We start from the raw sequence: 13,581 nt of genomic DNA on the forward strand, positions 1-13,581 counted from the left end.
AGCCGCTCACAGGCCGGGGCTCACCGACGCCCATAGATCGCCGGATACCGGCGATTGGCAGCCGACGGCGACACCCGATTGATCAGCAAGCCGTCATTTTCGGTCAGTTCGGCGCGCTGGAGGGCAAGCCGGGCACTGCTGTATAGCTGAGCCGGAGACACGGCCCCCAGCGCCAGCGCGCAGCCGAAACGGGCGCCAACCGGTGTCAGGTCCTTGACCGTCCGGCGTGCATGCGTGAACGCGCCATCGACGAGACGCCGCAGGCGCTGGCTCACATCCGTCAGATGGATCTCGTTGTCGGAATTCAGCAGTAGCCCCATTTCATCGGCGGACATCCAGCAGGCGCTGTCCTGCTTGCCGATCATCCGGCTGGTCTGGCGCCCCAGCGTATCGAGGAGGAAATCACGTGCCTTGCGCAGGATCGGGGTGCGATAGGTATCGAGGCCCGTCACCCGGCACAGCATGAGGCTGTAGCCATCCAGATGCTGCTCACCGGAATGCAGAGCCTGAAGGCGGCTCATCATTTCGGTCCGTTCGCCCAGCCCATGGCTCAATCCCGGCGCAAGCGGATGCGCAATGATATCGGCATGGCCAGCGTGGCTTTCGTCCGGCGCCGGGGTCTTCTGCTGCATCTGGCTCTGGGGGGACTGCATGGCCGCAAGCGGCTCGCCGGCTCGGTCGAGATCGCCCAGCCATCCGGCAATCGCGTGCAGGGCGCGCGTATTGACCTCGGCCTGAGCTTCGGCCGATTGCGACAGTTGTGTCAATACATGGGCGACGGGCGGCGCGGCGGCCTCGCCTACCGCCAGGATGACCGATTGCGTCTTGGTCAGCTGCGCGCCGAAATCCGAAAGCGATGTCTGCATGCGCTCCAGCAGGTGCTGAACCGTGGGCAGGGCCTGCGACAGCGCCACGGCCGCGCTGATGCTTTGTGGCGCAAGCGTCAGGAAGGGCACGAACTGCCGCGCCAGTTCGCTCATGTCGGCTTGCGAAATCGGACGGCGGAGCTGGGCAAAACTCCGCTTCAGATCATCGTTACTTCCACGCAACAGCAAGGTAACGACGTAGAAGTTCTCAGGCGTCAGCTCAAGACCCAGCCGCGTCAGAACGGCAACGGCCTGTCTGCCGACAGATGGCTCTGCATGGTGTTCCGACTGGGGCGAGGACATGGACGAGCTTCCCGTTGGGTATTCTCGTCCATGCTAGTCCGCAGTCGCGTAAAAGACTTTAAACGAAACGTTAAAATCTGACACAAAGTCGCCTATAAAGGGCAAATTGCCGCAGGTTACTCTGCGGCACTTGCTTCCTCGATTTCCTCGTCATCGCTCAGAAATCCGCCGGACTGGCGGCTCCACAGGTCCGCATAGATCCCGCCCAGCGCCACGAGTTCACTATGCGAGCCCTGCTCGACGATGCGGCCTTTATCGAGCACGATCAGCCGGTCCATCTGCGTCAACGTTGACAAGCGATGGGCAATGGCAATCACCGTCTTGTCCTCGATCAGCTTGAACAGGCTTTCCTGAATGGCCGCCTCCACTTCCGAATCAAGAGCCGATGTCGCCTCATCCAGGATGAGGATCGGCGCATCCTTCAGGAAGACACGGGCAATCGCGATGCGCTGGCGCTGACCGCCCGACAGCTTGACGCCGCGTTCGCCCACATGCGCTTCAAGCCCCCTACGCCCCTGAAGGTCGGAAAGTCCCTCGATGAAATCCCAGGCATTGGCGCGCTGTGCCGCCTCCTTCACCTGCGCATCGGTGGCATCGGGCCGACCATAGGCAATATTGTCGCGAATGGAGCGATGCAGAAGCGAAGTATCCTGGGTGACGACGCCCACCAGCGCCCGCAGACTGTCCTGCGAGACATCGGCAATATTCTGGCCGTCGATCAGGATGCGGCCCTTTTCCACATCGTAAAAGCGCAGAAGCAGGTTCATCAGCGTTGTCTTGCCCGCGCCGGAGCGTCCGACAAGACCAATCTTCTCGCCAGCCCGGATGGTGAGCTTGAAATCCTCGATGACGCCCTGCTGCTTGCCATAATGGAAGCGCACATCGTCATAGACGATCTCGCCTTTCGGCGCCGCAAGCGGTTTCGCGGACGGCCGGTCAACAATGTCATGGCTCTTGGTCATCATGCTCATGCCATCATAGATCGTGCCGATGCTTTCAAACAGGGCCGCCACCTCCCACATGATCCATTGCGACATGCCGTTGATGCGCATGGCAAGGCCGATCGCCACGGCAATCGCACCGACCGACATCGTGCCATCCAGCCAGAACCATATGCCGAGGGCAGCCACGGAAAACTGCACCAGCGCATTGTTGATATCGACACAGATGTTGAGGAGCGAGATCTGCCGCATCTGGCGATGCACGGTCACGAGAAACGCATCCATGCCCTCCCTGGCATAGGTTTCCTCACGGCCCGCATGCGAGAACAGCTTGACCGTGCCGATATTGGTGTAGCTATCGACAATGCGGCCCGTCATCATCGAGCGTGCATCGGCCTGCTCGCTGGAACTCTTGCGCAATCGTGGAATGAAATTGCGCAGGATGAGCCCATAGATGACGATCCAGGCGAGCAGCGGCACGCCCATCCGCCAATCGATGGAGGCGACAAGCGCCAGCATCGAGACGAAGAAGCTGAGGGCATAGACGAAAACGTCGATGATCTTGATCGTGGCTTCGCGCACCGCAAGCGAGGTCTGCATAACCTTGGTGGAAACACGACCGGCAAACTCATTGGCAAAGAAGCTCATCGAGTGGCGCAGCAGGAAGCGATGCATCTGCCAGCGGGCAATCATCGGGAAATTGCCGGCCAGAACCTGGTGCATGGTAACAGTGTGGACAGCGCCGGCCAGCGGCAGGCCGATCAACAGCAGTGCCGCCATGCCGATCAGGCGATGACCTTCATTGCTGAGAAAGGTTGCCCGGTCGGCATTGCTCAGCCAATCGACGATATTGCCGAGAAACTGGTAGAGAAACACCTCGGCCACGGCAATCGCCATGGAGCAGAAGCCGAGCAGAAGCAGCCAGGGCCAGACAGGCCTGGTATAGTGCCAGCAGAAAGCGAGCAGCCCCTTGGGCGGCAATGTCGGCTCCCCGGCGGGATAGGGATTCACACGGGATTCAAACCAGGCGAACATGACTAAAGGCTCCGTCAATCGGAAGGCCGTGACCGACCGCGCAATGCTTAAGCGCGCATCAGTGCAAGTGTCGGAACACGGACGCTATTCAAGTGTCGAGGCTGGCTTCAGCCCCGGAAACGATGGAGAGATGAGAAAACTGCGAGAACCGCGAGCGCCCTATGCCGTGAGCAGCAAGGGCTGCGGCGGGAGGCGCGTGAACACGGTCATTTCCATGGGGGCCTCCGTCTGCTGGCGTTGAAGATGAACAGGATCTAGCAGCATCCGCGCCCATTGAGAAGGCACTATCTGCAAGCACCCTCTAGGACAGGATCACCTGTGACGGTTGCGCGACACCGCCTGTCGATGACATAGCAGCCTTGCACCATTCGACAAGGACACAAGAGCCATGACACGCCTGCGCATCGCCCTCTACCAGCCGGATATTCCGGGCAATACCGGCACGATATTGCGGCTGGCCGCCTGTCTCGGCGTGCAGGTCGATATCATCGAACCGGCCGGCTTCGTGTTGTCGGACAAGAACCTGAAACGCGCCGGCATGGATTATCTGGCAAGCGTTTCCATGACGCGCCATGTCAATTTCGCGGCGTTCGACGCCTGGCGGGCCGGCGAAAACCGTCGCATCGTGCTCGCCTCCACAAAGGCGGCAGAACGCTACACGGATTTTCAGTTTCACGATGGCGATGTGCTGCTGTTTGGCCGCGAAAGCGCCGGCGTGCCGGATGCCGTGCACGACAGGGCCGATGCCCGCCTTCTCATTCCCATGGTCGAGGGCCAGCGCTCGATCAATGTGGCGATTTCCGTCGCAATGCTGGCGGGCGAGGCCATGCGGCAAATCGTCTGGCGCTAAACAAACGCCACACTCCGAAGTGGTATTGTCGGCCTGTCATCTTTATGAGAGATTGCTGTAACGAATGCCTGCCATGAACACTCGCCAGCCTCGGAGAGAAGCACATGTTCCCTACCGCATTCACGCATAACATTACCCAGTTTGCCCGAACTCTGACGCTTCCTGAACGAATCCAGCATTCGCCGGCGCGCAATCTTTCGCTGGAAAGCCTGCGGCGCAGAAACACCACGCTCGACTCACTGTTCTACGACGTGAAGTCCGTAACGGCTGATGAAGCCTTCTATATCAGCGGTTGTCTTGCCGCCGAAGGCGCCATACTCATTGTTCCGCCGACCGGCGGTCCACCCTTGAAGCTCTGCGATACGCTGGATGATTTCATCATGGCCGGCGGCCCCTCAATCGATACGCTGGCCGTGGCCGGCGTCGGTTCCTCGGCGCTCGGATCGGCAGCCTTTGCCCGCAATATCGCCGATGCCATCGACAAGCCGGTCGCCGTGGTGATTTCCGGCTATGGCCTGGCGGATGTAATGACCGAGGCCATGGGTGGCTATTTCCTCTTCGGTTACTTAAACAGTGTTCGCCACAGCTTTGAAATGCTGGACGAACTGTTCGGTCGCCCGCAATTTGGCGCAGCCCCCAAGCTCAGCGCCGAAAAGCTGTCGGAGTCCAGCCTCGATACGCAGACGCTGAAAGCCCTGCTTCTCGATAAGCGCCTCAACTTCAACCTCATTCTCGGTCATTCCAAGGGTAACCTCGTCATCTCCGAAGCGCTCTACAGCCTGAAGGACAACCATAAGGAGCGGCTGGAGGCGATCGCCAGGAACTGCAAGATCATCACCTTGAGTGCGCGCATAGCCATGCCGCCGGTCTTCAAGGATGTTGTCGATGTGATGGGCGAATGGGACTGGTTCGGCGAGATCAATTCGCGCGCGTCGATCAAAGCCGATGAAGTCGTACCGCAAGCCTGGCATCATACCAATACCGAATTGCCCAACCATCTGCCGGTGACCGAGGTTCTGCGCCGCGTGCTGGCCAAGTCTGCCGCCGTCGTCGCTCCCCAATTGGCACTTGCCGCCCCCTTACCCGAACCGGCCCCGGTGCCGGTTTCAGCTGCGGCACCTGCGCCGATCCAGCCACCTGCGCCGATCCTGACGCTTGTTCCAGCTCCGGTTCCCGAACCTGTCATGGCAAAACCGGAAGTCCTTGCGACGGTGGCTGATGAGCCCGCAATTGCCGAGGTCGCAGATCCCGTGGCCGAAGACGTGCCGCCCCCGATGGAGGCAAGCGCCCCGCAGGTGATCGAGCCGGAAACTGTCGAGCACGAGGTGGAGGCTTCACCGGAAGAACCGACTGAACCGCCGCCCTCGACGGTGACACCGATCCTGCGCAAACCCACCGCAAATCGAGCTGGCCGCGCGCGCAAGCGCTGAGGGCCGAAAAATCCAATAGAATTGGCTGCAATAGAAAATGCCGGCGGGGTGTCCGCCGGCATTTTCGGGATGGCTGACGCGACGCTCGACCGACAAGGGAAGCAGTCTCGCGTCGCGCAGCCAAACTTTTAGCGAGGTGTTCGCGACTATACGAACAGCTTCAGCGAATTCGCCATGGTGGCATTGGTTATGTTGAGACCAATCGTCTGCAATTGTTTCTGAGCCGCAAGCGACGACAGACGCGCCGATTGCTCTTCCATATCCGTATCCAGCAGCCTTCCAATGCCCATATCGGTAACGGCCTGCAGGTCCTTCAGGAAATCCGTGTTGGAGCCAATGCGCGAACTGGTCGATCCAAGATCCGATCCCGCATTGGTCATTCCCTTCATCATACTGTTGACCGCCGACAGCATGCCATCGATTTCTTCCGACGTGGTTGTGCTGGAAAGGGCAATTTCCTTTGCCCCGCCGCCATTCGGCACGCTTGAACCGGCGTCAAGCAGATAGAAATCAAAGGCAGCGCCCGATTTGCTGATACCGGCATAGGAGCGGGTCAAAAGCCCATCGGCTGCATCGCCTTGCGCAACCAGATTGGACTTGGCCGTATCGAAATCGATCACATTGATCGACACATCGCCATTGGAATTGTTGGTGACCGAACCCACCATGGATTTCACCTTGGGCGCCTGGGTGGCATCGGTCTTCAGCCAGTTCTGGCCGTTGAAGGCGCTGGAGTCGATGATGGAGCCCAGTTGCTCCTTCAACTGGCCGATCTCGGAACCGATGACATCCTTGTCGACGCCGGGGCTTTTCGCCAGGATCAGCTTCGACTGGATTTCGGACATGATGTCTGTGGCTGCGGCCATGCCAACCGATGCCGTATCGGCTATGGCAGCCGAAAAAGCCTGGGCATCTTCCGCACTCGACAGCGACAGATTGCTGGATTTCATCGTCGTGGCGATGGACCAGTAAGCGGCGTTATCGGCAGCCTTCTGCACGTCCCGGCCAGACGCGACCCGTGTCACCGTCTCGGTCATTGCCCGCGATGTGCCGCCCAGAAGAGACAGAGCCGAGGCTGCGGTGGAATTGACAGATGAGCTGTACATGAAGTCCCCGTATTTCAGTGTTCGGAACCACACTCTTTCCGATCATGAAGACGGTTTACACCGTGAGACTTTGCAGTTTGGTTGAGCGAAATATTCGGATTTTAGTATTTGCGAAAATATCGAAACGAACCACCTGCAATCAGTCAGATGTCGGCAAACGGCGCATGGTGAACTCGATCTGGTCGCCTTCCAGCTGCCGCCAGCTTTCCACTTCGGTCCAATAGGCGGCTTTCGGGAAGGCATCGAACCATTCCCGCGCCTTCTGGCGGGCTTCCTCGCGGGACAGGCGATAGGTTTCGCGCACGAAATAGCCTTCCATACGGCCAGCCTTCTCCTGGCGGTGACGGGTAATTCTGCGCTTCAAGCCATCGAGCGGCGGGGACGTGTATTTCGCCATGCTCTCTACCTCCGGGATCGGCAGGAGTGTGGCACAGCTTATTTTGCCTGTCGAATCGGATTGCCCCTGCCCGCTATCGACCGACCGTGACAGTCAATGGGCACGCTCCTCTTCGGTTGCGTCTCGGGTCACGACTGCGCTAATCGAAATGCCAGCACGTTTCGGCAGCGCGTCGATTCGAACGTCAGAGGATGAACGCCATGGAAAGACCGCAGATCCCGGTCGGCCTGCCGGACAATATCGAAGACAAGAAGGTGCGCGCCCGCGCCTGGTTCGAAAGCCTGCGTGACACGATCTGTGCAAGCTTCGAGGCGCTGGAAGACGAGCTTGCAGGCCCCTTGAGCGACCAGCCGGCTGGCCGTTTCACACCGAAGGACTGGCTGCGGGAAGAAGGCGCCGGCGGTGGCGGGCGCATGTCGATGATGGAAGGTCGCGTCTTCGAGAAGGTCGGCGTGCATACCTCGACCGTGCACGGCGAATTTTCAGAGGAGTTCCGCAAGCAGATGCCCGGCGCATCGGAAGATCCGCGCTTCTGGGCCTCTGGTATCTCGCTGATCGCTCATCCAGTGAACCCCAATGTGCCGGCCGTGCACATGAACACGCGCATGGTGGTAACGTCCAGCCAATGGTTTGGCGGCGGTGCCGATCTGACACCGGTTCTGTCGCGCCGTCGCACGCAGGACGACCCAGACAGCCAGCTCTTCCACAAGGCGCTGGAAATCACCTGCCGCCGCCATGAGACGGTTGCCGATTACGATCGCTACAAGACATGGTGCGACGAGTATTTCTTCCTGCCGCATCGCAACGAGGCGCGCGGCATTGGCGGCATTTTCTTCGACTGGCTGCACCCGCAGGCAGAGAAAGGCGGCTGGGACGCCAATTTCGCCTTCGTGCAGGATGTCGGCAAAGCCTTTCACATTGCCTATCCGAAGATCGTCCGGGCCAATTTCAACAAGAGCTGGACGGAAGCCGATCGCGATGAGCAGCTCATCCGGCGCGGGCGCTATGTGGAGTTCAACCTGCTCTATGACCGCGGCACGATCTTCGGTCTGAAAACCGGCGGCAATGTCGAATCGATCCTGTCGTCTCTCCCACCGGTTGTGCGTTGGCCCTGACACATTAGTGCATTGACAAATGCGATATCCGAATCATCCTGCCGGTGTTAGTCTTTGTCGACTGCACCGGAGGAGGATCCGCCATGGTCATATCGAACAGCGTGCCAGTACCCCCGAACGCCGACCCGGCTCGGATTATAGAGAGCCCTGAACTGATTGATCGAATGGCGGCAGAGCTGCGCGCGCGCAGTGATACGGACTTGCCCCACTCCTTCTATGTCGAGCAGATACGCCGCCAGTTGGCCGGCCAGGCCATTGCCGCACAGGCGGTCGCCAATGACGATCCGATGCAGACAAAGCGTGCTGGACAGGCTCATCCATCCGTCTTTCACGCCTGGGCCCTTTCGGACTGATTGTCGGTCTGACGGGCGGACCATGCATTTACGTCAAGGCGGACCGAGACCCGCCTTGACCGTTCGGTGCATGACCGTGTCGGCCTTCATTCAGCCGAGCGTTTCGCGCCCATGCGTGCTATCGAAATCCAGAAGCGGCCCGAGCGGCACAATACCGGTTGGATTGATCGTCTCATGGCTGCGATAATAGTGCTCCTTGATATGACGCAGGTTGACCGTCTCGCGCACGCCCGGATGCTGGTAAAGATCGCGCAGATAGCCTGAAAGGTTCGGGTAGTCGGCAATACGGCGCAGATTGCACTTGAAGTGGCCGACATAGACCGCATCAAACCGGACAAGCGTGGTGAACAGGCGCCAATCCGCTTCCGTCAGCCGGTTGCCGACGAGATAGCGGTCGGCGGCAAGCCGTGCGTCCAGCTGATCGAGCGTCTCGAAGAGGATCGTAACAGCCTCCTCGTAAGCCTCTTGCGTGGTGGCAAAGCCCGCCTTGTAGACGCCATTGTTGACGCTGTCATAGACGAGGCTGTTGACCGCATCCACCTCTGCCCGTAGCGCTTGCGGGTAAAAATCAACGGTAGAGCCGGTGATCCCATCAAAGGCGCTGTTCATCATCCGGATGATATCCGCCGATTCGTTGGAAACGATGGTATTGTTCTCTTTGTCCCAGAGGACCGGCACGGTAACGCGGCCGCTATAGTGCGGATCGGCCTTCAGATAGACTTCGTAAAGCGCCTGCGACCCGAAAAGAGCATCCGCCGTCGCATCCGCATCGTCCTGTGGGCGAAACTGCCAGCCCTTGTCGCGCATCAGCGGATGCACGACCGAGAACGAAATCGCCGCCTCCAATCCCTTCAGCGCCCTGAAGATCAGTGTGCGATGCGCCCAGGGACAGGCAAGCGACACATAGAGATGATAGCGGCCGATCTCTGCCGGAAAGCCACCCGCGCCGCTTGGGCCAGCGGCGCCGTCGCGCGTCACCCAGTTGCGAAACTGCGACTGGGACCGCTTGAAGCGCCCGCCGGTGGATTTCGTGTCATACCACACGTCCTGCCAGACGCCGTCCACGAGCATTCCCATGATATTTCCTTCCTGCAATCATCCAACAAGTACACTTTGCCAGCCTCGACAGCCGATGGCGAGGTCGCAGACAGTGACGGTGTGTTTTATATGGACGACCGGAATTTTTGCTGTTATTGGCGATCGTCAAGCAAGGATCATATCCCGACATGAGTGAAGCTAGGACCCTACGACGACGCTGAACGAGATGCCCGACACCTTTCGTGTGTCGCTCACGATCCCGTTGTCCTGTCCGTATATTGGTTTCCGCTTCTCATGCACAGCCACGAACTTGTTTACCTCACAGAGGACGCGTCGCATGACGCCATCATCGAACTCATCAATGCCGAGGCCTTCGGTCCGGGTCGCTTCGCGAAGGCTGCGGCGCGCATTCGCGAACAGGGCCCGCATGATCGTTCGCTCTCCTATATCTGCGCCGACGATGGCGAGACCATCGCCTCGGTGCGAATGACGGCGGTGAAAGCCGGTGGGGTCGATGCCCATCTGCTTGGTCCTCTGGCCGTGCGCCCCTCGCACAAGAACCTCGGCATTGGCCGCGAACTGGTGCGCATCGCCATTGAGGCGGCGCGGCGCAAGGGCTCGGAAGCCGTCATTCTGGTCGGTGATCCGCCCTATTACATGCCGCTCGGTTTCGAGAAAGTCTCCTATGGCGCGCTGACTTTTCCAGGCCCCGTGGATGCCGGTCGCGTGCTCGTCGTGCCGCTGGCAGAGGGCGTGCATGCGCGGCTGAAGGGCGTGATTGCCTGGCAGGACTGGCAGCCGCAGGCCGTATCGCTGGCTGCCGCGGCGGAATAGGTTTCGCGCCTACGGCTTTTTCCATTCCATCAAATGCGCATAGGGCACGCGGTTATAGGCATCGCGTGTCTCCGGTGGCCCTCCGATGGCTGGCGGCTCTTCGAAGCGGACGAGATGCAAGCCGGCCTGAAGCAACAGCGTCATATAGCGGCTCATCGGGCGGTGATAGTTCAGGATGCGGATGCCGCGCCATTCCTGCCACTCAGCATGTTCCGTCAGATAGGTATCGACCTGCACAAACTTTTTCTTACCCGCACCATCTCTGACCCAGGCGCCGCTTCCGCAAGCAGTAATGAACGAATTGAGATTGGCGATGAGCAGGCTACCGCCGGGGGTAGTGACGCGGGCCATTTCATTGATCGCCGTTTCGATATCGGCAATATCGATCAGGGTGAAATAGCTGACGACAAGGTCGAAACTGCCATCCGGAAAAGGCAAAGCCTCTGCTTGGGCAAACCGGTAGTCACCAGCCGGATCACGGCTGCGGGCAGACGCCAGAAGCGGTTCTGTGGGGTCAATACCGGTAACAGAGGTGACCTTCTGGTGCTGCTTCAGGCGTCGGCAAAATCTGCCTTCGCCGCAGCCTACATCAAGCGCTCTTTGAAAAGATCGCTGCTCAAGCAGCCGGTCTATGGCCGGATCAAGCACAAATTGGCGATTGAAATCGCCGTCGCGACCTTGGCTTTCCACCCAGGCCGGCGCCGATTGAGACCAGCCGTTTTCCACATTGCTCACTGTATTACCTCCGGCCCATCGAAGCGCTTGGACAGCCAGGTGATGCTGAGATCGCCCGTCATCGGGCCATGACTGCCGTTTACCGCATAACCGCACCGCAGATAAGTGTTCAAGGCCTGCGGGTTCATCGTGTCGAGATAGGCGCCGATGCAGCCGCGGGCTTTCGCCTCGTCTTCGGCCAGCGCCAGAAGCTTGGGCGCAAGGCCCTGGCCGCGCTGATGTTCCGGAATGAAGAGAAGCCGCACATAGAGCCAGCCGCGCGCCGTATGGCCGATCAGCCCGCCCTCGACATCGCCTGCCTCGTCCCGCAGCAGAATGGATAGCGACTTGCGATCGCTCTTTCCGAAGGTTGCGACATTATAGGCAACCAGACGATCCTCGACCGCCTTTTCGTCCTCCGGCGCGACGTATTCGCTGATGCTGAATTTATGGCTCATAGGCAACCGCCTCCATGCTGGGAGGTGATGGTTAGCAGCCTGCCGGATGCGCGGCAAATGGGTATCGCCGATATTTACCGCCCCTCGCGCCACCACATGGCCGAAACCGCCAGCAGCAGGGCCGCCAGCCCGGCAAAGCCGGCAAATAGCGGTGTCGTGTCGATCCCGCGCAGCACTGTCTCATCGGTCATGCGAATGATCATACGATCGGGATCATTGACCCGCACCTCGCCACGCACCGGCAGGATATCAGGCAGCGTCACCCCATCGCCATTTTCAACACGGGCCACCAGGCCTCGGGTTTTCTGCGCATAGGGGGCAAGCGTCTCGGTGGTCGAGATCATCGCCTTGAATTCCGGCGCGTCCACCGTGCCGATATGCACCAGCGTCGAGAATGTGCCGTTCGACACTTCGAACAGGCCGATCTCGTTCATGCGCTGCTCGATCCGATAGAGGCCGGGCCCGGCAGCGGTAAAGGGCACCGTTTCGATACGACCGGACGGATATTTGATCGTCGCCGGTCCCGGATCATCACCGATGGTCTGGCGGGTCGCTTCCAACGTGCGGCCAAGCGCGCGCGCCGTCAGCGCCTCTTCCTCCAGTTCCGGTTCCTTCATCAGCCAATGGGCAATGCGGCGATAGAGCGACACATGCGGGCCGCCGCCTTCAAAGCCGCGCGCCCAGAGCCAGCCCTGATCGGAGAGAAGCATGGCAACACGGCCCTCGCCCTGGCGATTGAGAACGAGCAACGGTCGGCCGCCATCGCCCTGCATGACCGTCTGGCCCTGCGGCGGATCGACATCGATGGTGCGGAACCAGCGGCCCCAGGTGGGCGGTTCGCTGCCAGACCCATCGAGCCCACGGGTGACGGGATGTTTCTTGCCAGCCTCCGACAGGCGCGGAAAGAAACCGGCTGTGTGCACAGTGCCGGTTGGTGCCGCCGGCAGCACGGTGGAAAGCGGGGTCGCCGCAATCGAAGCCTCGCCGGCATGTTCGGGGCCGGCGGCAATCAGCAGCGCCCCACCCTTTTCCACATACTGGGCGATATAGTCGTAATAAAGGATCGGCAGCACGCTACGATGCTGGTAGCGGTCAAAGATGATGAGGTCGAAGTCCTCAATCTTATCAACGAACAATTCGCGCGTCGGAAAGGCAATCAGCGACAATTCGTTGATCGGCGTGCCATCCTGCTTTTCCGGCGGGCGCAGAATCGTGAAATGAACGAGATCGACGGACGCATCGGATTTCAACAGGTTGCGCCAGGCGCGCTCACCCGCATGCGGTTCGCCCGACACCAGCAGCACGCGCAGGTTCTGGCGGATGCCGTCAATGACGTGCACGGCGCGATTATTGGCCGTCGTCACTTCGCCTGGCAGTTCTGCGACGGAAAACTCCATCACATTATTGCCGCCACGCGGCACCGTGAAATTGAAGGGAACGGGCGCGCCGGGCGTTGCCTGCAGCGTGGCAATCACCTCGCCATTCATGCGCACGGTTAGAGGTGCCGCCCCGCCCCGCGCGCGCCCGTCATCGAAGACGCGCAGCGTCATAGACTGTTCTTCGCCGACAATGCCGAAACGCGGCGCACGAACCACTTCCACACGTCGGTCGAATTCATCGGCACGGCCGGTAATCAGCCCATGCAGCGGCGCATTGAAGCCAAGCTCCTGGTTGACGTCCGGCAGATCGTGGATCTGCCCGTCGGTGAGGAACACCGCACCGCCGATACGGCTCGGCGGCACATCGACCGTGGCGGAAGATAGCGCCGTGAACAGCCGCGTCGAGGGCGTATCGGACCGCTCGTCGTCCTGGACCTCCACCACGCGGGTCTCGATGCGGGGAAAGCGGGAGAATCGCTCTTGCAACTGTGCGAGAGCGGCATCGGTCTGGGCCAGACGCAGTTGGGTATCCTGGCTCTGTGAGCGGTCCACGATAACCGGCACAATGGTGGAAAGCTGCTCACGGTCTTCCTGCGTCAGCGTCGGATTGGCAAGCGCGAGAAGCAGAGCGGCCAGCGCCAGACCGCGCAAGGTCGCGCCACGCAAGCCGCGCCAGAAAGACATGGTAACCAGGCCTGCGGCAAACACACCGAGCACCAGCAGCACGGACAGAGGCAGGAAGGGCGCGAATTCGATCGTCAT

13 protein-coding genes are annotated in these 13,581 nt (G+C 60.2%); 5 read left to right on the plus strand and 8 right to left on the minus strand.

Annotated elements, in window-relative coordinates:
* Positions 1-20: 20 nt before the first annotated feature.
* Together E8M77_RS09275 and E8M77_RS09280 are read right to left on the minus strand one after the other, a co-directional pair.
* Positions 21-1,169 (minus strand): hypothetical protein, encoded by a 1,149-nt coding sequence (locus E8M77_RS09275; RefSeq protein ID WP_137130334.1) that lies wholly within the window; start codon positions 1,167-1,169, stop codon positions 21-23.
* A gap of 116 nt (positions 1,170-1,285) precedes the next feature.
* Complete coding sequence (locus tag E8M77_RS09280; RefSeq protein ID WP_137130335.1) at positions 1,286-3,145, minus strand: ABC transporter ATP-binding protein; 1,860 nt, start codon at positions 3,143-3,145, stop codon at positions 1,286-1,288.
* Positions 3,146-3,533: 388 nt separating this feature from the next.
* Between E8M77_RS09280 and E8M77_RS09285 the strand changes: the two genes are divergently transcribed.
* Entirely contained in the window at positions 3,534-3,995 is a 462-nt protein-coding gene (locus tag E8M77_RS09285; protein ID WP_137130336.1) for a tRNA (cytidine(34)-2'-O)-methyltransferase, read from the plus strand.
* 104 nt (positions 3,996-4,099) lie between these two features.
* Positions 4,100-5,425 carry a hypothetical protein gene (locus E8M77_RS09290; protein ID WP_137130337.1) on the plus strand — a complete coding sequence of 442 codons (1,326 nt, stop codon included), beginning with the start codon at positions 4,100-4,102 and terminating at the stop codon, positions 5,423-5,425.
* A 146-nt stretch (positions 5,426-5,571) separates the two neighbouring features.
* On the opposite strand, the gene E8M77_RS09295 is transcribed toward E8M77_RS09290, so the two are convergent.
* The gene (locus E8M77_RS09295; RefSeq protein WP_137130338.1) at positions 5,572-6,531 is read right to left on the minus strand and encodes a flagellin; all 960 of its coding nucleotides are present in this window, start codon (positions 6,529-6,531) and stop codon (positions 5,572-5,574) included.
* 139 nt (positions 6,532-6,670) lie between these two features.
* A complete protein-coding gene (locus tag E8M77_RS09300; RefSeq protein ID WP_137130339.1) occupies positions 6,671-6,928 on the minus strand; it encodes a hypothetical protein in 258 nt (85 codons plus the stop codon).
* Between the two features lie 200 nt (positions 6,929-7,128).
* On the opposite strand from E8M77_RS09300, the gene hemF reads away from it, so the two are divergent.
* Together hemF and E8M77_RS09310 are read left to right on the plus strand one after the other, a co-directional pair.
* Positions 7,129-8,043 carry an oxygen-dependent coproporphyrinogen oxidase gene (gene hemF / locus E8M77_RS09305; protein ID WP_137130340.1) on the plus strand — a complete coding sequence of 305 codons (915 nt, stop codon included), beginning with the start codon at positions 7,129-7,131 and terminating at the stop codon, positions 8,041-8,043.
* An 83-nt stretch (positions 8,044-8,126) separates the two neighbouring features.
* A complete protein-coding gene (locus E8M77_RS09310) occupies positions 8,127-8,396 on the plus strand; it encodes a hypothetical protein (RefSeq protein ID WP_137130341.1) in 270 nt (89 codons plus the stop codon).
* Positions 8,397-8,486: 90 nt separating this feature from the next.
* Here the strand turns inward: E8M77_RS09310 and E8M77_RS09315 are convergent, their stop codons facing one another.
* The gene (locus E8M77_RS09315; RefSeq protein ID WP_137130342.1) at positions 8,487-9,473 is read right to left on the minus strand and encodes a glutathione S-transferase family protein; all 987 of its coding nucleotides are present in this window, start codon (positions 9,471-9,473) and stop codon (positions 8,487-8,489) included.
* 255 nt (positions 9,474-9,728) lie between these two features.
* On the opposite strand from E8M77_RS09315, the gene E8M77_RS09320 reads away from it, so the two are divergent.
* A complete protein-coding gene (locus E8M77_RS09320; RefSeq protein ID WP_137130343.1) occupies positions 9,729-10,268 on the plus strand; it encodes an N-acetyltransferase in 540 nt (179 codons plus the stop codon).
* A 9-nt stretch (positions 10,269-10,277) separates the two neighbouring features.
* Here E8M77_RS09320 and E8M77_RS09325 read toward each other — a convergent pair whose 3' ends face one another.
* The 3 genes from E8M77_RS09325 to E8M77_RS09335 form a co-directional block, all read right to left on the minus strand.
* Positions 10,278-11,003, minus strand: coding sequence for a class I SAM-dependent methyltransferase (locus E8M77_RS09325; RefSeq protein ID WP_137130344.1), 726 nt, complete (start codon positions 11,001-11,003; stop codon positions 10,278-10,280).
* A complete protein-coding gene (locus E8M77_RS09330) occupies positions 11,000-11,440 on the minus strand; it encodes a GNAT family N-acetyltransferase (protein WP_137130345.1) in 441 nt (146 codons plus the stop codon). Before E8M77_RS09330 ends, E8M77_RS09325 begins: the two co-directional genes overlap by 4 nt.
* Positions 11,441-11,514: 74 nt before the next feature.
* The gene (locus E8M77_RS09335) at positions 11,515-13,581 is read right to left on the minus strand and encodes a hypothetical protein (RefSeq protein ID WP_137130346.1); all 2,067 of its coding nucleotides are present in this window, start codon (positions 13,579-13,581) and stop codon (positions 11,515-11,517) included.

The sequence above is a fragment of the Rhizobium sp. FY34 genome, assembly GCF_005222845.1.
Lineage (GTDB): Bacteria > Pseudomonadota > Alphaproteobacteria > Rhizobiales > Rhizobiaceae > Neorhizobium.

What these genes read in the sequence shown, in the direction of transcription:
- E8M77_RS09310 (WP_137130341.1), top strand. Translation starts at nt 8,127, where the DNA reads ATGGTCATATCGAACAGCGTGCCAGTACCCCCGAACGCCGACCCGGCT.
- E8M77_RS09280 (WP_137130335.1), bottom strand. Translation starts at nt 3,145, where the DNA reads ATGTTCGCCTGGTTTGAATCCCGTGTGAATCCCTATCCCGCCGGGGAG.
- E8M77_RS09300 (WP_137130339.1), bottom strand. Translation starts at nt 6,928, where the DNA reads ATGGCGAAATACACGTCCCCGCCGCTCGATGGCTTGAAGCGCAGAATT.
- E8M77_RS09290 (WP_137130337.1), top strand. Translation starts at nt 4,100, where the DNA reads ATGTTCCCTACCGCATTCACGCATAACATTACCCAGTTTGCCCGAACT.
- E8M77_RS09330 (WP_137130345.1), bottom strand. Translation starts at nt 11,440, where the DNA reads ATGAGCCATAAATTCAGCATCAGCGAATACGTCGCGCCGGAGGACGAA.
- E8M77_RS09320 (WP_137130343.1), top strand. Translation starts at nt 9,729, where the DNA reads ATGCACAGCCACGAACTTGTTTACCTCACAGAGGACGCGTCGCATGAC.
- E8M77_RS09315 (WP_137130342.1), bottom strand. Translation starts at nt 9,473, where the DNA reads ATGGGAATGCTCGTGGACGGCGTCTGGCAGGACGTGTGGTATGACACG.
- E8M77_RS09285 (WP_137130336.1), top strand. Translation starts at nt 3,534, where the DNA reads ATGACACGCCTGCGCATCGCCCTCTACCAGCCGGATATTCCGGGCAAT.
- hemF (WP_137130340.1), top strand. Translation starts at nt 7,129, where the DNA reads ATGGAAAGACCGCAGATCCCGGTCGGCCTGCCGGACAATATCGAAGAC.
- E8M77_RS09275 (WP_137130334.1), bottom strand. Translation starts at nt 1,169, where the DNA reads ATGTCCTCGCCCCAGTCGGAACACCATGCAGAGCCATCTGTCGGCAGA.
- E8M77_RS09335 (WP_137130346.1), bottom strand. Translation starts at nt 13,581, where the DNA reads ATGACGATCGAATTCGCGCCCTTCCTGCCTCTGTCCGTGCTGCTGGTG.
- E8M77_RS09295 (WP_137130338.1), bottom strand. Translation starts at nt 6,531, where the DNA reads ATGTACAGCTCATCTGTCAATTCCACCGCAGCCTCGGCTCTGTCTCTT.